Here is a 25,102-nt window from a genome sequence, read left to right as displayed (position 1 = left end):
AACAGGACCTGGCACAGCGCGGCCAAGTTGTCTAGTTTGCGCCTAGATCCAGGAGTGTCTCCATGGCCCGCGCGCCCCGTCATCCCCGCCTGAGCCCCACTGGCGGTCTCTTTTGGAGCGCCCTGCTGGGCCTCGGTCCTGCGCTGGTGGCCGCGGCGCTGCTGAGCCCGCCTGCGGCCCAGGCCGGCCCAGTGATCTGCAACACCACGATCGAAGCGCCGCTGCCGGGGCGCGGGGTCAGCGGAGCCTTCCCCGCCTCCACCGTCGAGGTCACCCGCTGCGGCGTGGTGCAGACCACCTCTGAGCTGGTGGAGCGCCGCTTCTACAGCTACACCGCACCCTTCGCCCGGGGCGTGAGCCTGACCGGCCAGATCACCGATGTGCTCGGAATCTCTGCCCCTGGCCGGGATGGCGGCAAGATCGTTGCCTTCGGTTTCCCCGATCAGACGATCGTCTGGGATGGCTCGGCGCTCGACAACACCTACCAGGCCTTGCTGGAGGAGCAGAGCAGCCCGATCCCCTGGCGCACCGCCGACGTGGGTAACGGCTTCTGCTCCGGTCTGTCTCAGGCGGGCTGCGGGATGTCGGTGCAGTCCTTCCCCGTCCCGCGTCAGCCGCTCACCACCTACACGCCCGTTCGCGGTCTCTGGTGAGACCGCAGCGGGGGGTCTAGCAATCTGGTGAATGCAGCGAACTCATAATTCGCCTAAGCCGGGTTCGATCCCCGGGACCCCCATCCCCTCGGCTCGAATGGGCGTACTCGGCATGCGTTCCCCCGTCGGGGCCCATCCGTGATCGAGCTGCCGCTGCCCTGCCCTCTGGAGGCGGGCTGGCATCTGCAGGCCCAGCTCGACCTCCCCCGGCAAGCGGCCGATGGCCGTCCCCTGGGGGGCTTCTCGGCCGTCAGCTTTGATCAGCTCACCGGCCTGTTGTGGCTGCTCAGTGACGCGCCCCGGGGGCAGCTGGTGGCGCTTGATCCGGGGGGGCTTCGCCAAGCACCTGTCCTGGCGAGCGATCCCCTGGCCCTCTCGGGCAGCCCCTACGCGCCCTTACCTGCTCGGATCGATGGGGAGGGTCTGGCGCGTGCCCCCGGAGAACTCTGGATCTCCAGTGAGGGCCGCCGCAGCGCCGAACGGCCGGCTCAATTGCTGCGTTTCGATTCCGCCACGGGCCTGCTGCAGCGGGCGGTGGAGCTGCCGGAGCCCTGGCAGAGCCGGCCGGGGCAGGGGCTGGAATCCAACCGCGGCCCGGAGGCCCTCACCTGGCTGCCCGGTGCGAGCGGCACCGCCACCGGCGATCTGCTGCTGGCCGCCGAAGCCCACCTGCGCCAGGACCCCCCTGACCGGGTGCGGTTGCTGCGCTTCTCGCCCTCGCTCCAGGGCCCCGGGGCGTTCATCGCCCTGCCCCCGCTGGCGAGGCCAAAGCAGCCCGGTGTCTGGGGCCTCACCGAACTGCTCGCCCTGCCCCGCCAGCGGCAGCTGCTGGGGCTCTGGCGCAGCTACCTGCCCCCGGATGGTTGGGGAGCCCTGCTGGCCCTCTATCCCCTTCCCGAACCATCAACGGCAGCGGGAGTTGATCCAGCCGCGGACGCCCCAGCCCTTGAGCCCCTGATCAGTTGGGACCTGATCGCCACCGGCCTGGCTCCGGAAAACTGGGAGGCCCTGGCGGTGGGGCCCGCCGGGGCGGTTCGCCCTGGGGAGCCGATCGCGGCGGCCCGGGGGGAGGGTCCGCCCCTGCTTCTGGTCACCGATGACAACTTCAACCCCGCCCAGCGCTCCCTGCTGGGGGTGCTGCGGCCGCGGCGCACGGCGGCCTGCCCCGGCTGAGCGGCGACCAGCGCCCCGGGCAAGGTTCCTTCTGGGTCCCTAGGGTCGCGTCGACCGGATTCGCCTGAATCGCCCGTTCATCGGGCTCCTGCTGTTGCCCATGCGCTACCTCGCCCTGGCCGGTCTTCTGGTGCTGCTGGCCTTCTTCGCCGCCGGGGAATTCGCCCTGATCCGTCTGCGGCCCAGCAGGGTGAAGCTGTTGCAGGCCGACGGCCGCCCCGGGGCGGAGGCGGTGGCACGGCTGCAGAAGCGCTTGCGCCGGGCCCTGGTGGCCACCCAGCTGGGCGCGGCCCTTGCCCTGGTGGCCCTGGGTTGGGCCGGCCGCGGTGTGGCGGTGCGGCTGGATCCCACCGTCACCCGGCCCTGGATCGATCTGCTGGTGTTCGTGGTGCTGGTGGTGCTGGCGACCCTGGTGGGGGGGCTGTTGCCCAAGGCCTGGGTGCTGCACCGGCCGGAATCCTCGGCCCTGCTCCTGGCCCCCCTGCTGGAATCCACCACCCGCACCCTGGCACCGCTGCTGAGCGTGCTGGAGCGCCTCGGCGACGGGCTGCTGCACCTGCTGGGGCTACCGCGCAACTGGGACCAGCTGGTGCCGGTGCTCTCAGCGGGCGAGCTGGAGACGCTGATCGAATCGAACAGCGTCACCGGCTTGATGCCGGATGAGCGCAACATCCTCGAAGGACTTTTCTCCCTGCGGGACACCCCGGTGCGTGAAGTGATGGTGCCCCGCTCCGGCATGGTCACCCTGCCGATCGGGGTGCGCTTTGCCCAGATGATGGAGGTAGTCCATGCCACCCACCACGCCCGCTTTCCGGTGATCGGCCAGTCCCTCGACGATGTGCGTGGCCTGCTGGATCTGCGCCGCCTGGCGGAACCGATGGCCCGGGGCGAACTCCAGGGCGACACCCCCCTGGCCCCCTACGTCACACCGGTGCTGCGGGTGCAGGAGATCACCCCCCTGGCGGAGCTGCTGCCGGTGATCCGCGGCGGCCAGCCCCTGCTGGTGGTGGTTGATGAGCATGGCGGCACGGAGGGTCTTGTGACCGTGGCCGACCTCACCAGCGAGATCGTGGGGGAGGAGGAAGACCCACAAGCGGACCAGAACGATCTGCAGCAACTCCAGGACGACACCTGGCTGGTGGCGGGTGACCTGGAGATCTTCGAACTCAACCGTCAGCTGGGGCTGCACCTGCCCGAGGCCGATGGCCACCACACCCTGGCGGGCTTCCTGCTCGAGTGCCTGCAGCACATTCCCGCCGCCGGCGAAAGCCTGCGCTGGCAGGGCCACGGTTTTGAGATCATGGCCATGGATGGCCCCCGCATCGACCGGGTGCAGATCGTCCGGCGCCCCAGCAACGACGGCCCCGATGAGCGCCCTCAGGACCGCTCCAGTGAACGATCGGTACGGGAGGGAAGCTGATCGTTGATAATTCCCCCAATGGGTGTCCGGTGGACAGTGACGCAATGACCGATGCCATGACCCCGGTGAAAGTGGGCGTCATCGGTATCGGCAACATGGGCTGGCACCATGCCCGGGTGCTCAGCCTGCTGCGCGACGCCGAGCTGGTGGCGGTGGCCGACCCCGACGCCGAACGGGGTCAGCTGGCGGTGGAGCAGTTCGATTGCCGCTGGGTGGCCGATTACCATGAGCTGCTCGGCCAGGTGGAGGCGGTCTGCATCGCCGTGCCGACCCTCCTGCACCACGGGGTGGGCATGGCTTGCCTCAAGGCTGGAGTGCATGTGCTGATCGAAAAGCCGATCGCCGCCAGCCAGGAGGAGGCCGCCGAGTTGATCCAAGCCGCCGAATCCGCTGGCCGGCTGCTGCAGGTGGGCCACATCGAGCGCTTCAACCCCGCCTTCCGCGAGTTGCTCAAGGTGGTGGCCAATGAGGATGTGGTGGTGCTGGAGGCCCGCCGCCACAGCCCCAACCCCGACCGGGCGAACGATGTGTCGGTGGTGCTCGACCTGATGATCCACGACATCGATCTGGTGTTGGAGCTGGCCGGGGCCCCTGTGGTGCGCCTGGCGGCCGCCGGCGGCTGCAGCGCCGAGGGGCCGATCGATTACGTCAACGCCACCCTGGGTTTCGCCAACGGAGTGGTGGCGAGCCTCACCGCCAGCAAGATGGCCCACCGCAAGATCCGCAGCCTCAGCGCGCACTGCCGCGACAGCCTGGTGGAAACGGATTTCCTCAACCGCAGCCTGCGCATCCACCGCCGGGCCCGCCAGTCGATCTCCGCCGACCACGGCGAGCTCCTCTACCGCAATGATGGCTTCATCGAAGAGGTGATCACCACCTCGATCGAGCCCCTCTACGCCGAACTCGAGCACTTCCTCCAGTGCGTCCGTGGCCGCGAAACCCCGGCGGTGGACGGGCTGCAGGCCTCGAGAGCCCTGCAGCTGGCCGACCTGATCGAGCAGGCGGTGGAGCACCCCGCCCAGTGCATGGCCCTGAAGCACCCGATCTGAGGCCGCCGGGCTGGGGGCGCCTCCAGACCAGCCTTCAGCTGAGCTGGGTGAGTTCCTTCAGGGCCAGGATCTGCCAACGCCGGCAATCCGCCGGTGAGGCTCCATAGAAGTGCTCCCAGGCTTCCGCCTTGTGCAGCGGATAGCTGGAGGCGTTCTGGTAGGTGTGCTTCTGTTGCCAGCCCACGCGAACGGCGTGGCCGATCACCACATCCAGCGCCAGGTAATCGGCGAACTCCACCCGGGGGTTGGCCTCGATGAAGGCGATCAGGGAGAGCAGCGTTTCGGTGCAGAGCTGCCGGTACTCGGGGGCCTCGATCTTGCTGAGCAGGTGCTCCACAAGGGAGGCGAAGTTGCGTTCCCCGGCCGTCATCTCCGCAACCAGATCGCCATCCAGGCGGTTGCGCCGCTCCAGCTTGTCGCCGATCACCACCCCCTGGCAGTGGTGCAGCAGGTTCCAGATGCCGGCGTAGAACTCGCCCGGGACCCGCTGCAACGCCCCCAGCCGCTGCCGGTGCTGCAGCCAGTTGCCGCCGCTGGGGAGATCCTCCAGGGGGTCAGGCACCTCCCAGCGCACGCGCCCGCTGACGTGCAGCTGCTCCTTGCGTTGCAGGGCCGCCTTGGCGTGGTCGGCGTCGGCCAGCACCGCCCGCAGCCGGCGCCGGATCGCGTGGGGGGGCAGGTCGCAGAGGGCCTCGAAGGCGTCATCGGCGGGCAGGTCGCGCTCGCTGGCCAGTTCGCCGGTGAGCAGCAGCAGCAGCTGACCCAGCTGCAGGGTGAGGCTGCCGCTGAGCAGGGCCGGCTCCAACCGGGCCAGGCCATCGAGGGCCAGCAGCAGTTCCTGCTGGAGCATGCATTCGCGGCCGTCCTCGCCGCTGAAGCGCTCGATCATCGCCGCGATCGCCAGGCTGCCCTGGGGTTGGCTGATCAAAGAGTCGTGGGTGTAGTTGCGCCCCACCACCACCTGCTTCTGGCGCACGAGCAGATCGGTGAGCGCATCCTCCAACTGGGGATGAACCAACCCCATCACGCCGGCGCAGCGCCGCACCACGCTCCACTCGGCCTCGGCCAGGGCCCGGTGGTAGATCGTCTCCACGAGGGCCAGCAGCTTCACCGGCCCCCTGCTGGAAGGGCTCTGCAGGATCGCATGGGGCCCCAGCCGGCGCACCAGTTGCTCGAGCAGCTCCGCCTGCTCAGGCAGTGAGGTGCTCTGCCACAACCGCTGGGCCAGGTCGGCCACAGCGACGGCCTCCAGTTCAAGCTCCAGTTCCTGCCGGGCGGTGAGCGGCTGCCGGCTGGTGCTGGCCCGCAGCAGCGGATCGACGTCTTCGATCGGTGCCGACTTCGGAAGCGCCTCGGGCGGCAAGGCCACACAGCCCAACTGATCGAGCACCGCATCGAGGCTGGTCAGCTGTACGGGAACCGATTCGAGCAGGCCACTGCGGAGGTTCTCCCCAAGACGCAGGAAGGCTTCGGGGTTGCGCTGGAAGGGCCCTTCGGCCACCGGGATCAAGAGCAGTGGCACGCCGCCGCCGCGCCAGTGCCGTTGCAAGTGGCGCAGCTCGCTGCCGACGGTGTCGGCGAGCTGTTCCGGATCATCGGCCAGGTAGAAGGTGCCTTCCTCCAGCACCGCCGGCAGGAAGGCCAGGGTGCGGCCGCCATGGGTGTACAGCCTCCCCGTGGCCATGGCCTCCATGCGTACCGGCGGGTGGCCGCTCAACCCCAGGCGGGGATTGCGGCCCACGTTGGCCATGCGCTCGGAGAGCTCCTTCGAGCTGGCCACCCGCGGGCGGCCAGAGCCTGTTGCGGCCGTGGGCTCCGTGACCGGCAGGCCAGCCTCGCTGAGGCTTGCGGCGATCGACGCGTTGGCGGGCACCAGGCCCACGAGCACCTTTTCAGCGCCGAGGGCCCGGCCATGGCGGCGGCCGCAGGGGTCGAGATCGGCGGGAAGCAGCAGCCCGTTGAGCATCAGATCGCCGAGCCAGGTGAGGCTCTGGGTCCAGAGCAGGGGCACATTGGGGTTGGCCACCCGGTGCTGGCTGCCCGGCATGGCCCGCTCGATCTCGATCGCCGCTTCGGGCACCAGGTAGAGCTCCGGCAGCAGCGGCACCCCCTCCACCACCACGCTCACGGCCTCGAGGCGCTGGCGCCACTGCCAGGCCTCCTGCCAGCGCTCCTCGCAGCAGGCCGTCACCAGCTCATAGGCGAAGAACAGGGGCCATTCGCATTCGATCGCGGTGAAGGCCGCCAGCTCCTCCCGTTCGTAGTGGAGCCTGGCGTGGTCTTCCACCACCGTCTGGTGGCCGTCGCGGGGGAAGCGCTTGTAGCCGTAGGTGCCGCCGAGAACCTCGCGGATCTTGGTGCGCGTGCGCTGGATCAGGCGCGGATCCTCCACCGCCCAGGCGGGGTAGCCGATCACCGACAGGCAGGCGCTGTCCACCTCCTTGCTGGCCGATTCGCGCGGCAGCAACCCCTGGAGGGCGCGGCGCAAGCGCACGATCGCGTCGTGGGGAATGTGCAGGCGGCTGCGGCCGTCCCCGTGGGGCCCGTAGAGATCGAGCCCGTCGAGCGACTCGAGGGCCGCCTTGACCAGGCCGATCGAGCTGGCGTTGCGCTCGGGCAGGCCGTGGTTGCCCTTGTCGCCCCGCTCCCAGATGCCGTAATCCGCCACCCGGTAGGCCCGGGCCACGTAGTAGACGAGGTTCTGGAGAAAGTCACGCTCATGGCTGGTCTGCACCACCACCAGGCCGGCGCGGGTCAGCTGGGCGATCTGCAGCAGAAACAGTCCGGTGGCGTCCAGCTGCAGATGGCCCCAGCCGTCGTCAGCCACCACCGGATTGCCCGTGGCGGTGTCGAACTTGGCGTGGATGGCATCGAGGGGCGCCAGGCTGTGCTTGAAGCGCTCCAGCTTCGGGGCCTGGCGCAGCATCGCGTTCAGCAGCCCGCGCATCAGCTGCAGCACCCGCTGCTCCAGCTCGAACACCCGGGTGGGATCCTGCCCCAGGCGGCGGTGCGCCAGGGCCAGCCCCCAGACGCACTGGATCGAGTAGACGCAGTCACGCACCCAGGCATCGCCGTAGTTGCCGTGAACCGTGTGGGCCGTGCTGGCGGGCAGCAGGCCGGTGATCGGGTGCTGACGCCTCAGCACCACAGCCTCGATCTGCTCGTCCAGCTGGCCCAGGATGCGGCGCGCCTCGGCGTCACTGAGCCGCATCGGGGCGTTGGGCGGCTCGGCCGCGGCGCAGGCCTGGGGGAGGGCGCCGGCGCTGTGGTCGCTGGCGAGGTCGGTGCTGGAGAGGGTCATCCGAAGGGGCGGGTGCGGCGTCGGCGGCGGGGACGAACGCTGATCCAGCCATAGATTCTCACCTGCAGCCCTGGCCCTGATGGCATCGATGACGACCGAGCGGTTGCCTGAGCTGGGGGAGCGGGCCCACGTGCTGGGCGTGCCCGTGGATGTCTGCCCGGATGTGCGGGCGGCGGCGATCGCCCTGCACGCCCACGGTGGCGGTCAGCTCGTGACCCTGAACGCGGAGATGACCATGGCCGCCCGGGCGGATCGCCCCCTGGGGCAGGCGATCGCGGCGGCCCAGCTGGTGATTCCCGATGGGGCGGGGGTGGTCTGGGCCCTGGGGCGTCAGGGCCTCAGGGTGCGGCGCAGCCCGGGCATCGAGCTGGCCCACGCCCTGCTCGTCCATGCCGCTGAGGTGGGCTGGTCCGTGGCCCTGGTGGGGGCCAGTCCCGAGGTGATGGCGGCCTTGAAACGGCAGCTGCTGGAGCGCTGGCCGTCGTTGCGACTGACCGCTGCGCTCCATGGCTACCAGCCCGAGGAAGCCTGGCCCGCCCTGGAGCGGGAGCTGTTGGCAGCCCGGCCCGACCTGGTGCTGGCGGCCCTTGGGGTGCCCCGTCAGGAACTCTGGGTCCAGAGGCTGCATCAGGGTCAGCCCGGCCTGTGGATGGGGGTCGGCGGCAGCTTTGATGTCTGGTCTGGTCATAAAAAAAGAGCCCCCGCCTGGATGGGAGCTCTGCACATCGAATGGCTCTACCGGTTGCTGAAGGAACCCACCCGCTGGCGACGGATGCTTTCGCTGCCAGCCTTCGCCTGGGCCGTGCTCAGAGGAGGTTGAGGGTCGAGGCTGAAGCCACCGACGCCTCCCAATAGCTGGCTCAGCGGAAGCCCACCGAGGCCTGCCACACGAAGGCGAGCAGCAGGAAGAACAGGGGGATGATCGGCAGGATGTCGACCAGGGGACCGAAGGCCTGATAGGCCTCAGGTAGCTGGGCCAGCAGATGCAGATTGAAAGCGACCATCCCGGAAGGTGAACAAGGTCTGAAATCGGACGCTACCACGTGTGTGCGGCCGTAGAGGCCGGTTCCCAGGGAGCGAAATCCTCCGAAAAGATCCCCTCGGCGATCGCCCGGGCCATGGCGTCGGTGAAGCGGATCAGCTGGGTGAGGTTGTGCAGGCTGAGCAGGGTGCGCCCCAGCATTTCCTCGCTGCGCACCAGGTGGTGCAGGTAGGCACGGCTGTGGCCGCGGCAGGCCACGCACGGGCAGCTCGGATCAAGGGGCGTGTGGTCGTGGCGGAAACGGGCGTTGCGCAGGTTGAAGCGCTCGCCCCCCACCAGGGCCGTGCCGTGGCGCCCGAGGCGGGTGGGCAGTACGCAGTCGAACAGGTCGATGCCCTGGGCGACGGCGATCGCCATCTCCCGCAGGCTGCCCACCCCCATCAGGTAATGGGGCTTGCGCTCCGGCAGCAGGGGCCCCAGTTGGCGCACGATGCGGTGCATCTCCTCCACCGGTTCGCCCACGCTCACCCCACCGACGGCCAGGCCCGGCAGGTCGAAAGACGCCACCTCCCGCAGGGAGCGCTCGCGCAGATGGGGGAAGACGCCCCCCTGCACGATGCCGAACAGGGCCTGGTCGCCGCGGCTGTGGACGGCGCAGCAGCGCTCCAGCCAGCGCTGGGTGCGCGTGCAGGCTTCGGCCACGTCGTTTTCGCTGGCTGGATAGGGGGGGCACTGGTCGAAGGCCATCGCCACATCGGCGCCCAGGGCCATCTGGATCTCCATCGAGCGCTCTGGTGTGAGCGTGATCCGGGCCCCGTCCCGGGGGGAGCGAAACACCACGCCGTGGTCGTCGATGCGATTGATCGCCCCGAGGCTGAACACCTGGAAGCCGCCTGAATCGGTGAGCAAAGGGCCCTCCCAGCCCATGAAGCGGTGCAGCCCGCCGGCCTCTTCCACCACCTGCTCGCCCGGCTGCAGGTGCAGGTGGTAAGTGTTCGCCAGCACCATCTGGGCGCCGGTGGCGCCGAGCTGGGAGGCGGTCACGCCCTTCACCGTGGCGGCGGTGCCGACGGGCATGAACCGAGGGGTTCCCACCACGCCATGGGGGGTGTGGAAGCGGCCGGTGCGGGCCCGGGTGCGGGGGCAACGGGCCGTGATCTCGAAGGCGAAGGCGGCCCCGTCAGCCGGGCGGGTCAAGGCAGGCAGGCGGGGGCAGCTTTCGAACCTAGGCCGCGCCGCGGCAGGATCAGAGCCTTCCGTGTGGCAGGCCATGCCCCCGCAGCGGCCATGGCCTGCCCCCCGCTGGCTGGAGGATCTGGCCGGCGCCTGGGTCTTTTACAGCGTTCTGCCCCTGGGCCCCTGGCCGCGGCCGCGCTTCGAGCGCATCGCCCGCTTCGCCCCCTGGATCGGCCTGGCGATCGGCGCCGTTCAAGGGTTGCTGTGGTGGGCGAGTGACGGCCGGATTCCCGTGGCCGCCCAGGTGGCCCTGGTGATCGCCCTGGAGCTCTGGCTCACCGGGGGGCTGCACATGGATGGGGCCATGGACACCGCCGATGGCCTCGGGGCGGGGGAGCGCTGCCTGGAGGCGATGGCGGACAGCCGGGTGGGGGCCGCAGGCGTGCAGGCCCTGGTGCAGGCGCTGTTGCTCCGCAGCGCGGCCCTGGTCACCCTGGCGGCCCTGGCGCCACCGGCCGTGCCGGCGGCCCTGGTGGCGGCGTCGGTGTGGGGGCGGATCGCCCCCCTGGTGGCGATCGAGTGGTTCCCTTACCTGCGCCCGGAAGCAGAGGGGACGGCGGGGTTCCATCGCCGCCACTGGCGGGGGCTGGGGCGAGAGCTGAGGCCCACCTTGGTGCTGTGGGGCTTCTGGGCCGGGTTGGGGGCCATGGGCGCCTGGCCCTGGGTGCTCTGGAGCGGCGTAATCCCCGCGCTGCTGGTGCCCCTGGGTCTCGGGCGCCGGCTGGGGGGCCACAGCGGCGACAGCTATGGCGCCTGCGTGGAATGGAGTGCCTCCCTGGCCCTGCTCCTCACGGCCCTGCTGGTGGTGCTGGGCTGGGCGTGAGCGCCCCCGTGGCCGCCGGCAGCTCCAGGGTGAAGGCATTGCCCTCAGCCGGCAGGGCCGGATCCAGCGCCGCCGGCGGAACCACCAGTTGCAGGTCGCCGCCGAGGGAACGGGCCAGATCCCGTGCCAGGGCCAGCCCCAGTCCGGTGCCGCTGCTGCCGTTGCCGCGGGCGCCCCGCACGCCTCGGCCGAAGATCGCCTCCCGTTCACCCGCTTCGATCGCCGCGCCGCCATCCCAGACCGTGAGTCGAAGGCCCGCCCCAAGGGGTTGGGCCAGCAGGCCGACCTCCGCCCCCGGGGGGCTGTAGCGGAAGGCGTTCTCCAGCAGGTTGGCCAGGATTTCGGCCACGGCCCCGGCATCTCCGCGCCAGGGGGGGAGTGGATCGCTGGAACGCCAGCGGCGCCCCTGGAGCGACGCGGTGGCCGCGGCCCGTTGCAGCAGCGGGCTCAGCAGATCCTGCAGGTCGCGCGCGCCCGCGTTGGTGAGCGAGGGGGGGAGCAGCAGCGGTTGGGGTTCCGCCGGCCCTGGAGCCAGCTGCAGCGGGCCCGCCAGTCGATCGATCGCGTCCACGTAGCGGTTCAGCTGCTGTTCTTCGGCCAAGAGGCCCTCCACCAGCAGGCGGTTGGCCTGATCACCGTCAAGCCGGCGCAGCAGCAACTGACCGAAGGTGCGCAGGGCCGCCAGGGGATTGCGCAGCTGGTGCACCAGCAGGCGGAGCTGCTGGTCCTGGCGCAGGAGTTGATCACGCAGGCGCTGCTGCTCCAGGTCGAGGCAGAGGGCCAGGGTGAGGCCGTTGGCGGTGGCCTGCAGGCGCTGGGTCAGGGGTTCGGACCAGGGCAGCTGGTTGGTCTCCACCCGCAGGGCCCCCAGCAGCACCTGTTCATGGCGCAGGGCCAGCCAGCGGCGCTGGGCATCCGGCAGGCGCAGCTCGGTGTCGTTTTCAACTGGTGGCAGAGGGGTTCCATCGAGGGGCCAGGAGCCCACCGGCACCAGCGCGGGCTTGCCCTCGGGAGTGGGCAGGGCCAGGTAGACCACCAGCGAACGGAGGTCCAGGCGGTCCGTGAACTGGGCCAGCTGCTGCTGGAGCAGGGCAAGAAACCTTTCGGAGACCTGCATTCAGGGACTCGGCCGCGGAAGGGCGAATGAATTTCCCGATCGGATGTTGGAAATCCAGGAAAAAGTCTTAGGGTGGCAGTATCGACCAATACTTCGCAGCCCGGAAGCGGACCGCGGATTCCTGTCGTGACCGCCTTGTTGCGATTCGCTTGCGCCAAGGTTACAGCAGAGGCGGACGCCCCTCTCTGTCGCCACTGACCTCTCCCCAGGTCAGTGGGTCACGGCTCGGATTCTCCGGACCCCCTCGGACTGACTGAATGTATGGGCGTGCCGGACCTCCCCCATCGGGGGGCCTCTGCCGTGGTGGTGCGCCCAGCGTCCACCCACCCTGTCCCTTTTTAAGCCTCCCTTGAACGGGAGTGGTTGTATGTCCAAGAAGCGCAAGCGGATCAGTCGTCGTCGTCTCGCCGGCCAACGGGTCCTGGCCCATGTGCCGACCCACAACCTCGAGACCGGCGAGCACAAGCCCGTCACGGCAGCTCGTCGTTACATCGCCGAGTCCACTCTGGCGGCACCCGCCATTCTCAACGTGCGTCGCAACGAGCACACCACCGATCGCTTCTTCTGGGGCGAAAAGGGGCTGTTCAGCGCTCAGTACGCCGAGGAGAACCATTTCCTGTTCCCCTCTCTGCGGGTGATCGTCGATCGCATCGGTGAGGAAACTCTCTTTGCTGGCCTGGAGTCCATGGGCTCCGACGACTGGGAGGAGATGGAGGAGTACGAGTACGCCTTCGTCTGAACGCGCTCGATTCCGCCAGGGATCATTCCTGGGGTTGTGTCGCTGAGCGGCTCTGCCTCAGGAACCTTTTCAGTAGAGGGAACAGCGCTGGATCGATCGTGTGGCCGCCGTCGAAGCCGTGCAGCACCACGTCGCCGTTGGCTTCCTCCAGTCGACGGGCCACTTCCTCACTGGCCCCATAGGGAACCACCGGATCGTCGGTGCCGTGGGTGAGCAGCACCCGCGTCAGGGGCGTCTGTGGTTGCCAGTCCGGATGGGGGTAGCCGCTGCAGGCGATCAGTCCAGCGATGGGAAGGCCACTGGCCACATCCAGACCCATGGCAGCTCCCTGGGAAAAACCCAGCACGGTGGTGCGCCCCAGGGGCACGCTCTCCCCCAGGGTGTTGAGTCGCTCCCTCAGGTTCACCCGCGCCGCCGGCAGTTTCGTCCAGTCGATCGGCTGCAGGTCGTACCACTGGCGGCCCACCCCCAGCGGATGGGGCTCCGGCGCCTGCAGGGCCACCACTTCGGTGTCGCCATCGACGAGCAGCTCCCCCAGCTCCAGCAGGTCGTCGGCATCAGCCCCCCAGCCATGCAGCAGCACCAGGCGGTGGCTGGCCCCGACGGGGCCGGCTCTGAGTTGGTCGTCGGCCATGGTCGCTTGAGCTTCGCTGCGTAGGTTGGGGCGGCAGCCTCAGCGATTGAGATGGCGCCCACTGCCCTTCTGAGTGTGTCGGAAAAGCAGGGTCTGGTGCCGCTGGCTCAAGCGCTCCATCACACCCACGGCTTCCGGCTGCTCTCCAGCGGTGGCACGGCGGCGGCCCTGGAGGCCGCGGGCCTGCCGGTCACCCGCGTGGCCGAGCACACCGGGGCACCGGAAATCCTCGGTGGGCGGGTCAAGACCCTGCACCCGCGCATCCACGGCGGCATCCTGGCCAAGCGCCAGGACCCCTCCCACCAGGCGGATCTGGTCGCCCAGGGGATCGAGGCCATCGACGTGGTGGTGGTGAATCTGTATCCGTTTCGGGAAACGGTGGCCGATCCAGCCGTGAGTTGGGAGATGGCGATCGAAAACATCGACATCGGTGGGCCGGCGATGGTGAGGGCGGCGGCCAAGAACCACACCGATGTGGCCGTGCTCACCAGCCCAGACCAATACGACAGTTTTTTGGCCGCCCTGGCGGCCGGAGCCGTGGATGGGGCCTACCGGGCGCAACTGGCCCTGGAGGCCTTCCGCCACACCGCCAGCTACGACACCGCCATCAGTGCCTGGATGGGGGAGCGGTTGGCCGCCTCCCCATCGGACCGCTCGGAGCTTGAGGACACCACCAGCGGCGCTGTCTTCAAGCTCGCCCTGCCCCTGCGCCAGAGCCTGCGTTACGGCGAAAACCCCCACCAGAGCGCCCAGTGGTTCTCGGCCCCTGGGGCCGGTTGGGGTGGCGCCGAGCAGCTCCAGGGCAAAGAGCTCAGTTACAACAACCTGATCGATCTGGAGGCCGCCCTCGCCACCGTGCGCGAGTTCGGCTACGGCGACGCCCTCTCGGGTGCCCCCGGGGCCGAGCGGCCGGCGGCGGTGGTGGTCAAGCACACCAACCCCTGTGGCGTGGCCACCGGCGCCAGCACCGCCGAGGCCCTGGAGCGGGCCCTGGAGGCTGATCGGGTCTCGGCGTTCGGGGGGATCGTGGCCTTGAACACGCCGGTGGACGGGGCGGCGGCGGCCCATCTGGCCAGCCTGTTCCTGGAGTGCGTGGTGGCGCCCTCCTTCTCCCAGGAGGCCCGGCAGCGGCTGGCGGCCAAGGGCAACCTGCGCCTGCTGGAACTGAGCCCGGCGGCGATCGGCCGGGCCGCCGATCAGCAACTGCGCAGCGTGCTCGGGGGCGTGCTGGTGCAACAACCCGATGACAGGCCTGTCGATGAACGGCTCTGGCAGGTGGTGAGCCGCCGGGCGCCCACGGCCGAGGAGTTCGACGATCTCCGTTTCGCCTGGCGCTTGGTGCGCCATGTGCGCTCCAATGCCATTGCCGTGGCCCGAGCGAACCGCAGCCTGGGCATCGGCGCCGGTCAGATGAACCGCGTGGGCTCGGCCCGCCTCGCCCTGGAGGCGGCCGGCGGCGCGGCCCAAGGGGCGGTGCTCGCCAGCGATGGCTTCTTCCCTTTCGATGACACGGTGCGCCTGGCGGCGGAGCACGGCATCGCGGCGGTGATTCAGCCCGGGGGCAGTGTGCGCGACGGCGATTCGATCGCCGCCTGCGATGAGCTGGGCCTGGCGATGGTCACCACCGGGCGGCGCCACTTTCTCCATTGAGCACGCTTCCGTGGAGGCAGGGGATCGTCGTTCGCGCTTGCCCCGGGACGGGCCTGCCGGTTTAGCTTCGGCTGGATTGCGCCACCACCCATGCCGGACGCCCTCGCCTTTGCCCTGAATTTCGTCCATCCGCTCTTGATGGCCGTGCTGGGGGCCCTCTCGCTCTATGCGTTGTATCTGGGCATCAAGGCCAAGCGCACCCGGCTGGCGGAGCCCGAACAGCGCAAGGAACTGATCAAGGGCAAGTTCGCCCAGCGTCATTTCAAGGTGGGCAGCCTGGTGCTGGTGCTGACGGTGCTGGGCAGCTTCGGGGGCATGGCCGTCACCTACCTCAACAATGGCAAGCTGTTCGTCGCCCCGCACCTGATCGCAGGCCTCGGGATCGCTGCGCTGATCACCGTGGCGGTGGCGCTGGTGCCACAGATCCAGCAGGGCAACCTGATCGCCCGAAAGGTGCATGTGGGGCTGAACATGACAGCCCTGACCCTGTTCCTCTGGCAGACCTTCACCGGGCTTCAGATCGTCGGGAAAATCCTGAGCCCACCGGCCTAGGGCCCCTGCCCTAGAACTGCGCCCGGCGCCTGGGGGGGCATTCCAGGTCGTGGGCGGCGTGGAAATCTTCCTGCACCTTCCAGGTGAGCTTGCGGGAGATCTGACGCACGATCTGACGGAGCAGGTGGTCACCGCTGCTCTGCACCAGAGGCTCCGGCAGCAGCCCGATCAGGCTGGGAAGCTTGATCCAGACGCTCAGATCAAGCTCCCAGCGCACCTGGGTGAGGGGGCCCGGCGGAGCATCGCCGAGGGCGTCGATCGAGTCCACCAGCCTCAGGGAGGCGTTGAACTCCACGTCGTAGAGCGAGCTGGGCTCGCTTTCTCCGGCCGCCCCCAGGGGCACCGTGACGATTCGGTACACCCCGGCGCTCTGGGGCAGCAGTTCCAGGCCGATGCTCGGCTCAACCTCGAAGCCGAAGTTGCCGAAGCGCCCCAGGGTGAGGGCATAGCCGTTGGCACCGATCGGCGCCACCTTCATCGGCGCCGCGCAGCGACGAAACCAGCCCTCGTGGCGATCGAGATAGTGGGTGACCAGCTCGGATGGGGCGCACATCTCCATCAGATCGGCGAACGCGCTCCGGTAGCAGCGCACCCGTTCGTCAGAGCTGAGGCGAAGCCCAGGGGCGGAGGCCGTGGGCGGTTCCGTGCGTGTGGGAGACGAGGTCAAAGGGCTCCGGTCTCCCAAGGGTTCTGATGGAGCTGAGAGAGGCAATCTAGGGGCTTGACCCAGGGGAAACCGTGGCGGTTGTGCCAGCGAATCAGGTTTCGCTGAGGGCCATCAGCTGGCGGATCACATCCTCCACCACCCGGTCAGGGGTGGAGGCGCCGGAGGTGATGCCGACCCGCAGGGGGCCAGCGGGAAGGAAGGGCTCGACGGTTTCCAGTTCGCCCCCCAGGGGCTTGTGCTCGATGCGGTTCCCCGGACCGATGCGCTCGGGGGTGTCGATGTGGAAGGAGCGGATGCCGCGGCTGACGGCGATTTCCTGCAGATGGGTGGTGTTGGAAGAGTTGTAGCCACCGATGACCACGATCAGATCCAGCGGTTCGTCCACCAGGGCGAAGATCGCGTCCTGACGTTCCTGGGTGGCATCGCAGATGGTGTTGAAGGCCAGGAAGTGGTCGTTGAGCGCGGTCGGGCCGTAGTGCTCAAGCATCGTGCGCTCGAACATTCGACCGATCTCCTCGGTTTCGCTCTTGAGCATGGTGGTCTGGTTGGCCACCCCCACCCGCGCCAGGTCGCGGTCAGGGTCGAAGCCGGGGGAGCAGGCATTGGCGAAACGGGCCATGAAAGCGGAGCGGTCGCCGTGGCCGCGGATGTAGTCGCAGACCATGCGGGCTTCGGTCAGGTCGAGCACCACCAGGTAGGTGCCGGCGAAGGAGCTGGTGGCGAGCGTTTCCTCGTGCTTGACCTTGCCGTGAATGACCGACGTGAAGGCGTGTTTCTTGTGCTTCTCCACGGTGTTCCACACCTTGGAAACCCAGGGGCAGGTGGTGTCGACGATGTGGCAGCCGCGCTCATTGAGGAGCTGCATCTCCTGCACCGTGGCCCCGAAGGCCGGCAGGATCACCACATCGCCGGTGCCCACCTCGGAGAAATCCTTGACCCCTTCCTCCACGGCGATGAACTGCACGTTCATCTCGCGCAGGTGATCGTTCACCGAGGGGTTGTGGATGATCTCGTTGGTGATCCAGATCCGCTCGCTGGGGTAGTGGCGGCGGGTTTCATAGGCCATCGCCACGGCCCGCTCCACCCCCCAGCAGAAGCCGAAGGCCTCGGCCAGGCGGACGCTCAGGCGACCGTGCTGAAGCTGATAACCGTTGTCCCGGAGGCTGGCGATCAGATCGCTCTGGTAGGCCTGCTCCAGGCTGCCCGCCACCTCCTCGGCCCGACCGAATCCCCGGCGGTTGTAGCGCTCTGAATGGTGAAGCGAGCGCTTGAAAGCACGGGTATCCACGTGGTTCAGGCAAGGCTGCTGACGACTCTATGGGGACCGCCGGCCGGGCGGACGAAAAAACCCGCGGCGGAGGCCGCGGGTCCACAGGGAAACAGGCTGGACCGAGTGGCTCAGCTGGAGGAGGAGACGAAGTCGGGGTCAGCCTCCATGCCGTGCTCGCTGATATCGAGACCCTCGCTCGCTTCCTGCTTGGTTACAGGGATGCCGCCGGAGCGGGCTGCGAGCACCAAACTCCCTTGCCGCGGCATCACCTACCACCATCACGCCTGACCATCCAGGCTCGCCAGGCCCAGCCAGTGCACGGCTTCGGCGCTGAAGCGGTAGCGGCAGGGCAACACCTCCACGCCGGCGCTCAGGGCCTGACGGAACAGGGCTCCATAGCGCGGGTCGGCGGTATCGCCAGGGGCGAAGCGCTCCACATCGGCGCGGCTCAGGCAAGGCACCAGCACCCCTCGGGCCTCGGGAAGCAGATCGATGAGCTCCACCAGGTGTTTCTGCCCGCGTTCGGTGACGGTGTCGGGGAACAGGGCCAGGGTGCCCTCGCTCCAGGTGGTGTTCTTGACCTCTAAGTAGATCGGCCGCGGGTCCGGCGCTGCTTCGCTGGGGATGAGCAGCAGGTCGATGCGGCTGCGCTTTCCGGCGCCGTAGGCCACCTCGGGCCGGATCGCGCCGATCGGCCCCAGCCAGGGCTCCAGGAGCCCAGCCTCGATCGTCGCCCGCACCAGGCGGTTGGGCAGGGCCGTGTTCACCCCCACCCAGATCGGGGTCCCATCGGCCCCGGGCACCTCCGCCTGCTCCCAGGTCCAGGCCAGCTTGCGCTCGGGCCGGGGGTCGTGGCGCAGGCGCACGCGGCCGCCGGGGATCAGCACGCCGGTCATTGGGCCGGTGTTCGGGCAGTGGGCCGTCACCAGCTGCCCATCGGCCAGTTCGATGTCCGCCAGGAAGCGCTTGTAGCGCTTGCGCAACACCCCCTCCACCAGGGGCTCGAAACGGAGCACGGGAACGGGGGCCGATGGGTGGGCGGGGACCTGCGCGGACATGGAGGTGGGGTGAGGGGTTGGGTGCGGTGGAGAATCAGCCCACCTGCGCGGCCGGCGGTCAGACCCTGATGGCGAAGTCCCTGCGCCGCATCGCCCTGATCGTTGCGGTGGCCACGGCCCTGAGCAAGGTGGCCGGCCTGGTGCGTCAGCAGGTGATCGCCGCCGCCTTCGGGGTGGGGGCGGCCTATGACGCCTACAACTACGCCTACGTGCTCCCGGGGTTTCTGCTGATCCTGCTGGGGGGCATCAACGGGCCGTTCCACAGCGCCATGGTCAGCGTGCTGGCCCGGCGTCCCCGCGCCGAGGGGGCCCATGTGCTGGCGGCGATCAACACCCTGGTGGGGGTGGGCCTGATCGGGGTGACGATCGTGCTGGTGCTGGCCGCCGATCCGCTGATCCGTCTGGTGGGGCCGGCCCTGGCGCCGGACATCCATGCCAACGCCGTGATCCAGCTGCGCTGGATGGCGCCGATGGCCCTGTTCGCGGGTCTGATCGGCCTGGGCTTCGGGGCCCTCAACGCCGCCGATGAGTTCTGGCTGCCTTCGGTGAGCCCGCTGCTCTCGAGCGTGGCGGTGATCGCAGGCCTGGGGATCCTCTGGTGGCAGGTGGGTCCGGCGATTGCCGCCCCCGACCAGGCAATGCTGGGGGGGGCGGTGCTGGCGGGCTCGACCCTCCTGGGGGCGGTGCTGCAGTGGCTGATCCAGCTGCCCGCCCTCGCTCGTCAGGGGCTCGGCCAGCTCCGCCTGGTCTGGGACTGGCGCCACGAGGGGGTGCGGGAGGTGCTGCAGGTGATGGGGCCGGCCACCCTCTCCTCGGGGATGCTGCAGATCAATGTGTTCACCGATCTGTTCTTCGCTTCAGGGATCCTGGGGGCGGCGGCCGGCCTCGGCTATGCCGGTCTGCTGGTGCAGACACCCCTGGGGCTGCTCTCCAATGCCCTGCTGGTGCCGCTGCTGCCCGTGTTCGCTCGGCTCACGGCGCCGCAGGACCGGCCTGAGCTGATCGGTCGCATCCGCCAGGGGTTGATGCTCTCCACCGCCAGCATGCTGCCTCTGGGAGCTTTGTTCGTGGCCCTGGCCGGGCCGATCGTGGCACTCGTCTACCAGCGGGGCGCCTTCAACGGCGGCGCCACGGCCCTGGTGACCGGGTTGCTGATGGCCTACGGGGTTGGCATGCCGGCCTACCTGGGTCGGGATGTGATCGTGCGGGTCTTCTATGCCCTGGGCGATGGCACCACCCCCTTCCGCTTTTCGATGGCGGGCATCGGCCTGAACGTGGTCTTCGACTGGACCCTGGTGGGCGGCCCCACCCCCTGGGGCCTGCAGCTGCCGGCCCTCAACTTCGGCGCCCCCGGGCTGGTGCTGGCGACGGTGGCCGTCAACCTGATCACCTGCCTGGGGCTGCTCTTGGCGCTGCAGAAGCGGCTGGGGGGCCTGCCCCTGCGCGTCTGGGGCCGCGACAGCCTGCAGCTGCTGGCCGCGGCGATCGCCGCTGGTCTGGTGGCCTGGGGCCTTTCGCTGGCCGTGGACTGGCCCGCAACCCTGGTCGGACGACTGTTCGAAACCAGTGTCTGTGGTGCCGTGGGCCTGGTGGTCTACGGGGCCCTGGCCAGCGCCATTGGTGTGCCGGAGGCCCGTCAGCTCACGGCTGATCTGCGCCGAAGGCTGTTGGCGCTGCTACCTGGCGCTCGCTAGGAGTTGCCGTCGGCCAGGCGCACCACGCGTTCCTCGCGCACCTGAACCGGGATCTCCAGGTGACTGCGGCCCATCATCTGGGGGCCATCTACCGAGAAGATGCGGGCTTCGATGCCGAAGTCGCGAAAGGCCGTTTCGAGCTCCTGGATCAGGGCCCGCTCCACCTGGGCCTCCGCGTCCACCACCTTGCCGATCAGGCGGCTGCCCAGGCGGCCAATGCGCTGGCGGACCACGTCGCGGGCGTTGGTCACCTCGATCACCAGCACGGACGCTCTGCAGGTAAGGCCACCCTATCGGTCGCACCGCTCAAGGTCCGAAGTCCTGAAGGACGTCTTCGAGATCCTGCAGTTGCCCAGCTGGAACCAGTCTGGAGAGGGGCAGGCGGCCGCTGCCGCCGCCGATCGACACCTGCACGGCTTCGAGCGCCTGGCGGGCGCAAATCACAGGCCCGAGCTCCAGCCGGGCCGCGCATTCACCCGCCAGTTCATCCGCCAGGCCCGCATCCCCCAGGTAGAGATGCCAGCTGGCCACCTGGACGTAGATCCGATCGGCCAGGGCGTTGCGCAGGTCGCGGAGCTGGTCGGCGTTGAGTGCCATGGGGAAGGAGGACGGCCTTTGCTCACGATGGTGGCTCCTGGGCCGGCTGGGGCCGCAGGCTCAACACAACAACCAGCTGCGTAGCCAGCAGCGCGCCCCAACCCAGGGTCAACAGGTTCAGGTGCCCCCAGGGGTGCCTCAGGCCCTGCACCACCCACAGACCACTGTTCACGGCCGCAAACAGGGCCGCGTGCAGGGTGAGGTTCACGATCCGCTCGAAGTGGCGGTAGGTGGGGTCGGCGGGATCGGCGGGGCCGTACCAGCGGATCGGCATGGGAAGAGGGCCCGCCAGGCGGACCGGGGCGCGTCATCCGATTGTGACGCTCGGTCTGCGGCGCTCGTTCTAAGGAGCTTCGTCGGTGGCCCCCCAGCGGAGTTGACGGATGGCCCCCCCGTGCGTCAAGAATGGCGAAGCAAGCGCTTGTAGCTCAGCGGATTAGAGCATCTGACTACGGATCAGAGGGTCGGGAGTTCGAATCTCTCCAGGCGCGCTCGCCAACCGCCCCCCGGGGCGGTTTTTTTTGGACATCCACCGTTCGGCCCGCTCTCGATCTGGTCCTGCGGGGGGCAGCGGGGGGTCCGGTTTCTTACGATCGGTTGACAACGGCGGTGGGACAGCCATGGCGGACCTCTCGGGCATGGCCCTCAACCAGTCGTTGGCCAGCGCCGACCCTGCGATTGCGGCCCTGATCGCCAAGGAGCTGCACCGTCAGCAGAGCCATCTGGAGCTGATCGCCAGCGAGAACTTCACCTCCAAGGCGGTGATGGAGGCCCAGGGCTCGGTGCTCACCAACAAGTACGCCGAGGGGCTCCCCCACAAGCGTTACTACGGCGGATGCGAGCACGTCGACGCGATCGAGGAGTTGGCGATTGAGCGGGCCAAGCAGCTGTTCGGGGCCGCCTGGGCCAATGTGCAGCCCCACAGCGGCGCCCAGGCCAACTTCGCCGTCTTTTTGGCCCTGCTCCAACCCGGCGACACAATCCTGGGGATGGACCTCTCCCACGGCGGCCACCTCACCCACGGCTCGCCGGTGAATGTGTCGGGCAAGTGGTTCAAGGCCTTCCACTACGGCGTGGATCCGACCACCGAGCAGATAAGTTTCGAGTCCGTGCGCCAGCTGGCCCTGGAGCACCGTCCCAAACTGATCATCTGCGGCTACTCCGCCTATCCGCGCACGATCGACTTCGCCGCCTTCCGGGCCATCGCCGATGAGGTGGGGGCCTACCTGCTCGCTGACATGGCCCACATCGCCGGCCTGGTGGCCACGGGCGACCACCCCAGCCCCATCCCCCACTGCCACGTCGTCACCACCACCACCCACAAGACCCTGCGGGGCCCCCGCGGCGGCCTGATCCTCACGGGCGACGCCGAGTTCGGCAAACAGTTCGACAAGGCGGTGTTCCCCGGCAGCCAGGGGGGCCCCCTGGAGCACGTGATCGCCGCCAAGGCCGTGGCCTTCGGCGAGGCCCTGCAACCGTCCTTCCGCGCCTACAGCGCCAGGGTGGTCACCAATGCCCAGGCCCTGGCGGGCCGATTGATCGAGCGGGGGATCCGGGTGGTCTCCGGTGGCACCGACAACCACATCGTGCTGCTTGACCTGCGTTCGGTGGGCCTCACCGGCAAGCAGGCCGACGCCCTGGTGAGCGACATCAACATCACCGCCAACAAGAACACGGTGCCGTTCGATCCCGAATCCCCCTTCGTCACCAGTGGCCTGCGGCTGGGCAGCGCCGCCCTCACCACCCGGGGCTTCGATGCTGACGCCTTCATCGAGGTGGCCGATGTGATCGCCGACCGGCTGCAGCAGCCCGAGGATGTGGCGATCGAGTTGCGCTGCCGTGAGCGGGTGGCGGCCCTGGCGGACCGGTTCCCCCTCTATGGCCCGGCCCGTGAATTGCAGCCCGTTTGATGCGGCGCCCAGGGTCCCTAAGCTTGCGGTGAGCTTTCCCGGCCCTACCGGGACTCCCGCCTCTCCCCCCGCGTGACGATCACCAGCAACCCGGTTGCCGTCGCGATGATCACCTTCGTGAGCGCGGCCCTGCTCACCGCTGTGATTGTGCCGCTGGTGCGCCGTTTGGGGCTGCGCTGGGGCCTGATCGACCAGCCCGATGCCCGCAAGCAACACACCATTCCGATGGTGCGCCTGGGGGGCGTGGGCATCGTGGCCGGTTTCGCCCTCGCCCTGGCCCTGGTCTGGGGCCTGGGCTGGTTCGGCAGCCTGGAGCCCGCCAAGGACCAATTGATCTGGACCACCCTGGCGGGGTCCCTCTGTTTTTTTGTGATCGGCCTGGGCGACGACCTCTTCGCCCTGCCGCCCCTGCCACGGCTGGCGGCCCAGGTGGCGGTGGCGATGGCCGTCTGGAGCCAGGGGGTGCGCATCGGGGCCCTTGATCTGCCCTTCAACCCCGCGGGGCCCGGCAGTGGAGCGATCGGGCTGCCCGATGGCCTGAGCCTGCTGGCCACCGTGATCTGGCTGGTCGGCATCACCAATGCGATCAATTGGCTCGATGGGCTCGATGGTCTGGCGGCGGGGGTGGGCGGCATCGCCGCCATCGGCCTGATCTCGGTGAGCTTCAGCCTCAACCAGAGCGCCGCCGGGGTGCTGGCGGCGGCCCTGGCGGGGGCCTGCCTCGGCTTCCTTCGCTACAACTTCAACCCGGCCCGGATCTTCATGGGCGACGGGGGCTCCTATTTCCTCGGCTTCGCCCTGGCCTCGATCAGCATCGTCGGGCCGGCCAAAGCGCTCACCACCGTCAGCGTGCTGCTGCCGCTGTTGATTCTCTCGCTGCCCCTGGCCGACATGTCGGCGGTGATCATGGGGCGCCTCAGCGCCGGCCGCTCCCCCTTCTATCCCGACCGGCGGCACCTGCACCACCGCCTGCTGCGGGCGGGCTTCAGCCACCGCCGCACGGTGGTGCTGATCTATGCCTTCACCCAGTGGCTGGCGGCCCTGGCCCTGGTGCTGGCCAACGCTGAGATGCGCTTCCTCTGGCTGGGGTTGGCCACGGCGGTGCTGATCGGGGTGATCATCGTCAGCCGCCACCAGATGGCCGCCCTGGTGAGCAACGAGGAGGTCGAATCCGTCGCCGAGGGCTCCCCCCACCCGGATTCGGCCGGCATCGAACCCCACCGCTGATTCCGCTGCGCCCGTTGCCGTGACCCCCACCTCGAGCCCCTCCGGTGTGGAAATCCTCTGCATCGGCACCGAGCTGCTGATGGGCTCGATCCTCAATGGCAACGCCCGTTGGCTGGCCGAGGAGCTGGCGTCTCTGGGCCTGCCCCACTACCGCCAGACCGTGGTCGGGGACAACCGGGCGCGGCTGATCCAGGCGGTGCGGGAGGCTGCAGTCCGCAGTTCCGTGCTGATCTGCACCGGCGGCCTGGGGCCCACCCCCGATGATCTGACCACCGAAGCGCTCGCGGCCGCCTTCGGCGCCGAACTCCAGGAACGTGCTGGGGTGTGGGCCGACATCCAGGCCAAGCTCTCAGGCCGGGGTCGGCCGATGGCCGCCAGCAACCGCAAGCAGGCGTGGCTGCCGGTGGGGGCCGAGCTCCTGGCCAACCCCACCGGCACGGCGCCGGGGATGATCTGGAGCCCCCAGCCTGGTTTCACGCTGATCAGCTTCCCGGGGGTGCCCAGTGAGCTCCGCGCCATGTGGGAGCAGACCGCCCGGCCCTGGTTGAAGGAGCACGCGCTGGATCTGGGCGGTAGCGGCGGGGTCTACGCCAGCCGCATGCTGCGTTTCGCCGGAATCGGCGAATCCAACCTGGCGGAGCAGGTGGCCGATCTGCTGGAGGGGGAGAACCCCACCCTGGCGCCCTATGCCGGCCTGGGGGACGTGAAGCTGCGCCTCACCGCCCGGGCCGAGTCGGAGCAGGCGGCGGCGGCTCTGCTGGCACCGCTGGAGGCCGAGCTGCGCCAGCGCACCGGCCTGCATTGCTACGGCAGCGGCGACGACAGCCTGGCCTCGGTGGTGCTCCAGCTGCTGCGGGCGCGGGGCGAGACCCTGGCGGTGGCCGAATCCTGCACCGGGGGAGGGATCGGGGCGGCCCTGGCGGCGGTGAGCGGGGCCTCCGATGTGTTTCTGGGGGGTGTGATCGCCTATGCCAATGCGGTCAAACAGCGGCTGCTCGGGGTGAGCGCCGAGTTGCTGGAGGCCCATGGGGCGGTGAGTGATCCGGTGGCGCTCGCCATGGCCGAGGGGGCCCGGCGGCTCACCGGCAGCACCTGGGCGATCGCCGTCACCGGCATCGCCGGCCCGGGGGGTGGCAGTGACATCAAGCCCGTGGGGCTGGTGCACCTGGCGGTGGCCGGCCCCGGTGGCAGCACCAGCGAAGGCGTGCGTTTCGGTGACCGCCGCGGCCGCGCCGGCATCCAGACGCTCACGGTGGTGGAGGCACTGAACCGAATGCGGTTGCGCTTACTTACGGAAAAGCCGGAGAAGGCCTGAGGCCTTCGCCCTTGGCTCGCGCGGGGGTTGGGCCT

At 69.3% G+C, this 25,102-nt stretch carries 24 protein-coding genes and 2 tRNA genes; 15 read left to right on the top strand and 11 right to left on the bottom strand.

What is annotated here, in order from left to right:
- Nucleotides 1-62: 62 nt before the first annotated feature.
- The 5 genes from KBZ13_RS08935 (at nt 63) to KBZ13_RS08915 (ending at nt 4,295) form a co-directional block, all read left to right on the top strand.
- Nucleotides 63-653, top strand: coding sequence for an Occludin/ELL family protein (locus KBZ13_RS08935; RefSeq protein WP_255008362.1), 591 nt, complete (start codon nt 63-65; stop codon nt 651-653).
- A gap of 10 nt (nt 654-663) precedes the next feature.
- Nucleotides 664-736, top strand: a tRNA-Ile gene (locus KBZ13_RS08930).
- A gap of 55 nt (nt 737-791) precedes the next feature.
- Nucleotides 792-1,826: an esterase-like activity of phytase family protein gene (locus KBZ13_RS08925; RefSeq protein WP_255008359.1), complete on the top strand. Its 1,035-nt coding sequence runs from the start codon at nt 792-794 to the stop codon at nt 1,824-1,826.
- Nucleotides 1,827-1,926: 100 nt separating this feature from the next.
- Entirely contained in the window at nt 1,927-3,246 is a 1,320-nt protein-coding gene (locus KBZ13_RS08920) for a hemolysin family protein (protein WP_255008357.1), read from the top strand.
- A gap of 56 nt (nt 3,247-3,302) precedes the next feature.
- Nucleotides 3,303-4,295 (top strand): Gfo/Idh/MocA family protein, encoded by a 993-nt coding sequence (locus KBZ13_RS08915; protein WP_255008355.1) that lies wholly within the window; start codon nt 3,303-3,305, stop codon nt 4,293-4,295.
- A 34-nt stretch (nt 4,296-4,329) separates the two neighbouring features.
- Here KBZ13_RS08915 and KBZ13_RS08910 read toward each other — a convergent pair whose 3' ends face one another.
- Nucleotides 4,330-7,506: a glycoside hydrolase family 15 protein gene (locus tag KBZ13_RS08910; RefSeq protein ID WP_255008728.1), complete on the bottom strand. Its 3,177-nt coding sequence runs from the start codon at nt 7,504-7,506 to the stop codon at nt 4,330-4,332.
- Between the two features lie 178 nt (nt 7,507-7,684).
- Between KBZ13_RS08910 and KBZ13_RS08905 the strand changes: the two genes are divergently transcribed.
- Complete coding sequence (locus KBZ13_RS08905; protein ID WP_409995633.1) at nt 7,685-8,416, top strand: WecB/TagA/CpsF family glycosyltransferase; 732 nt, start codon at nt 7,685-7,687, stop codon at nt 8,414-8,416.
- Between the two features lie 40 nt (nt 8,417-8,456).
- Here KBZ13_RS08905 and KBZ13_RS08900 read toward each other — a convergent pair whose 3' ends face one another.
- Nucleotides 8,457-8,600, bottom strand: a complete 144-nt coding sequence (locus tag KBZ13_RS08900; RefSeq protein ID WP_254939269.1) for a photosystem II reaction center protein K — start codon at nt 8,598-8,600, stop codon at nt 8,457-8,459.
- 32 nt (nt 8,601-8,632) lie between these two features.
- On the bottom strand, nt 8,633-9,775 hold the full coding sequence (gene tgt / locus KBZ13_RS08895) for a tRNA guanosine(34) transglycosylase Tgt (protein WP_255008352.1): 1,143 nt from the start codon (nt 9,773-9,775) through the stop codon (nt 8,633-8,635).
- A gap of 73 nt (nt 9,776-9,848) precedes the next feature.
- Here tgt and KBZ13_RS08890 point away from each other — a divergent pair, with 73 nt between their 5' ends.
- On the top strand, nt 9,849-10,637 hold the full coding sequence (locus tag KBZ13_RS08890) for an adenosylcobinamide-GDP ribazoletransferase (RefSeq protein ID WP_255008350.1): 789 nt from the start codon (nt 9,849-9,851) through the stop codon (nt 10,635-10,637).
- Here the strand turns inward: KBZ13_RS08890 and KBZ13_RS08885 are convergent.
- Entirely contained in the window at nt 10,603-11,754 is a 1,152-nt protein-coding gene (locus KBZ13_RS08885; RefSeq protein ID WP_255008348.1) for a sensor histidine kinase, read from the bottom strand. The genes KBZ13_RS08890 and KBZ13_RS08885 overlap by 35 nt on opposite strands.
- Before the next feature lie 367 nt (nt 11,755-12,121).
- On the opposite strand from KBZ13_RS08885, the gene KBZ13_RS08880 reads away from it, so the two are divergent.
- The gene (locus tag KBZ13_RS08880; RefSeq protein ID WP_255008347.1) at nt 12,122-12,493 is read left to right on the top strand and encodes a DUF3155 domain-containing protein; all 372 of its coding nucleotides are present in this window, start codon (nt 12,122-12,124) and stop codon (nt 12,491-12,493) included.
- 22 nt (nt 12,494-12,515) lie between these two features.
- Here the strand turns inward: KBZ13_RS08880 and KBZ13_RS08875 are convergent, their stop codons facing one another.
- Nucleotides 12,516-13,127: an alpha/beta hydrolase gene (locus KBZ13_RS08875; protein ID WP_255008346.1), complete on the bottom strand. Its 612-nt coding sequence runs from the start codon at nt 13,125-13,127 to the stop codon at nt 12,516-12,518.
- Nucleotides 13,128-13,178: 51 nt separating this feature from the next.
- Here KBZ13_RS08875 and purH point away from each other — a divergent pair, with 51 nt between their 5' ends.
- The gene (gene purH, locus KBZ13_RS08870) at nt 13,179-14,777 is read left to right on the top strand and encodes a bifunctional phosphoribosylaminoimidazolecarboxamide formyltransferase/IMP cyclohydrolase (protein WP_255008345.1); all 1,599 of its coding nucleotides are present in this window, start codon (nt 13,179-13,181) and stop codon (nt 14,775-14,777) included.
- A 90-nt stretch (nt 14,778-14,867) separates the two neighbouring features.
- Nucleotides 14,868-15,329: a DUF4079 domain-containing protein gene (locus KBZ13_RS08865; protein ID WP_255008344.1), complete on the top strand. Its 462-nt coding sequence runs from the start codon at nt 14,868-14,870 to the stop codon at nt 15,327-15,329.
- Nucleotides 15,330-15,339: 10 nt separating this feature from the next.
- Here the strand turns inward: KBZ13_RS08865 and KBZ13_RS08860 are convergent, their stop codons facing one another.
- The 3 genes from KBZ13_RS08860 to sfsA form a co-directional block, all read right to left on the bottom strand.
- Nucleotides 15,340-15,996 carry a DUF1997 domain-containing protein gene (locus KBZ13_RS08860; RefSeq protein WP_261358933.1) on the bottom strand — a complete coding sequence of 219 codons (657 nt, stop codon included), beginning with the start codon at nt 15,994-15,996 and terminating at the stop codon, nt 15,340-15,342.
- Nucleotides 15,997-16,087: 91 nt separating this feature from the next.
- Entirely contained in the window at nt 16,088-17,284 is a 1,197-nt protein-coding gene (locus KBZ13_RS08855; RefSeq protein WP_255008343.1) for a 4-hydroxy-3-methylbut-2-enyl diphosphate reductase, read from the bottom strand.
- Nucleotides 17,285-17,544: 260 nt separating this feature from the next.
- Nucleotides 17,545-18,324 carry a DNA/RNA nuclease SfsA gene (sfsA, locus tag KBZ13_RS08845; protein WP_255008342.1) on the bottom strand — a complete coding sequence of 260 codons (780 nt, stop codon included), beginning with the start codon at nt 18,322-18,324 and terminating at the stop codon, nt 17,545-17,547.
- A gap of 68 nt (nt 18,325-18,392) precedes the next feature.
- On the opposite strand from sfsA, the gene murJ reads away from it, so the two are divergent.
- Entirely contained in the window at nt 18,393-20,018 is a 1,626-nt protein-coding gene (gene murJ / locus KBZ13_RS08840; RefSeq protein WP_255008341.1) for a murein biosynthesis integral membrane protein MurJ, read from the top strand.
- Here murJ and KBZ13_RS08835 read toward each other — a convergent pair.
- The 3 genes from KBZ13_RS08835 to KBZ13_RS08825 are packed head-to-tail and all read right to left on the bottom strand — an operon-like array spanning nt 20,015 to nt 20,889.
- Nucleotides 20,015-20,284 carry a cytochrome-c oxidase gene (locus KBZ13_RS08835; RefSeq protein WP_255008340.1) on the bottom strand — a complete coding sequence of 90 codons (270 nt, stop codon included), beginning with the start codon at nt 20,282-20,284 and terminating at the stop codon, nt 20,015-20,017. The genes murJ and KBZ13_RS08835 overlap by 4 nt on opposite strands.
- A 40-nt stretch (nt 20,285-20,324) precedes the next feature.
- Entirely contained in the window at nt 20,325-20,615 is a 291-nt protein-coding gene (locus KBZ13_RS08830) for a DUF3181 family protein (protein WP_255008338.1), read from the bottom strand.
- Nucleotides 20,616-20,637: 22 nt separating this feature from the next.
- Nucleotides 20,638-20,889, bottom strand: a complete 252-nt coding sequence (locus KBZ13_RS08825) for a hypothetical protein (protein WP_255008336.1) — start codon at nt 20,887-20,889, stop codon at nt 20,638-20,640.
- A gap of 143 nt (nt 20,890-21,032) precedes the next feature.
- On the opposite strand from KBZ13_RS08825, the gene KBZ13_RS08820 reads away from it, so the two are divergent.
- The 4 genes from KBZ13_RS08820 to KBZ13_RS08805 all read left to right on the top strand — a co-directional run bounded on the left by KBZ13_RS08820 (nt 21,033) and on the right by KBZ13_RS08805 (nt 25,067).
- Nucleotides 21,033-21,106, top strand: a tRNA-Arg gene (locus KBZ13_RS08820).
- A 129-nt stretch (nt 21,107-21,235) separates the two neighbouring features.
- Entirely contained in the window at nt 21,236-22,525 is a 1,290-nt protein-coding gene (gene glyA / locus KBZ13_RS08815) for a serine hydroxymethyltransferase (RefSeq protein WP_315859615.1), read from the top strand.
- Between the two features lie 72 nt (nt 22,526-22,597).
- On the top strand, nt 22,598-23,752 hold the full coding sequence (locus KBZ13_RS08810; RefSeq protein ID WP_255008334.1) for a glycosyltransferase family 4 protein: 1,155 nt from the start codon (nt 22,598-22,600) through the stop codon (nt 23,750-23,752).
- 19 nt (nt 23,753-23,771) lie between these two features.
- Nucleotides 23,772-25,067 carry a competence/damage-inducible protein A gene (locus tag KBZ13_RS08805; protein ID WP_255008332.1) on the top strand — a complete coding sequence of 432 codons (1,296 nt, stop codon included), beginning with the start codon at nt 23,772-23,774 and terminating at the stop codon, nt 25,065-25,067.
- Nucleotides 25,068-25,102 lie beyond the last annotated feature (35 nt).

Source organism: Cyanobium sp. ATX 6F1 (assembly GCF_024346315.1).
In the GTDB taxonomy this organism is placed as follows: Bacteria; Cyanobacteriota; Cyanobacteriia; order PCC-6307; family Cyanobiaceae; genus ATX-6F1.
The sequence above is the reverse complement of the archived record's forward strand: the minus strand, read 5'-3'. Positions and strand labels throughout refer to the sequence as shown.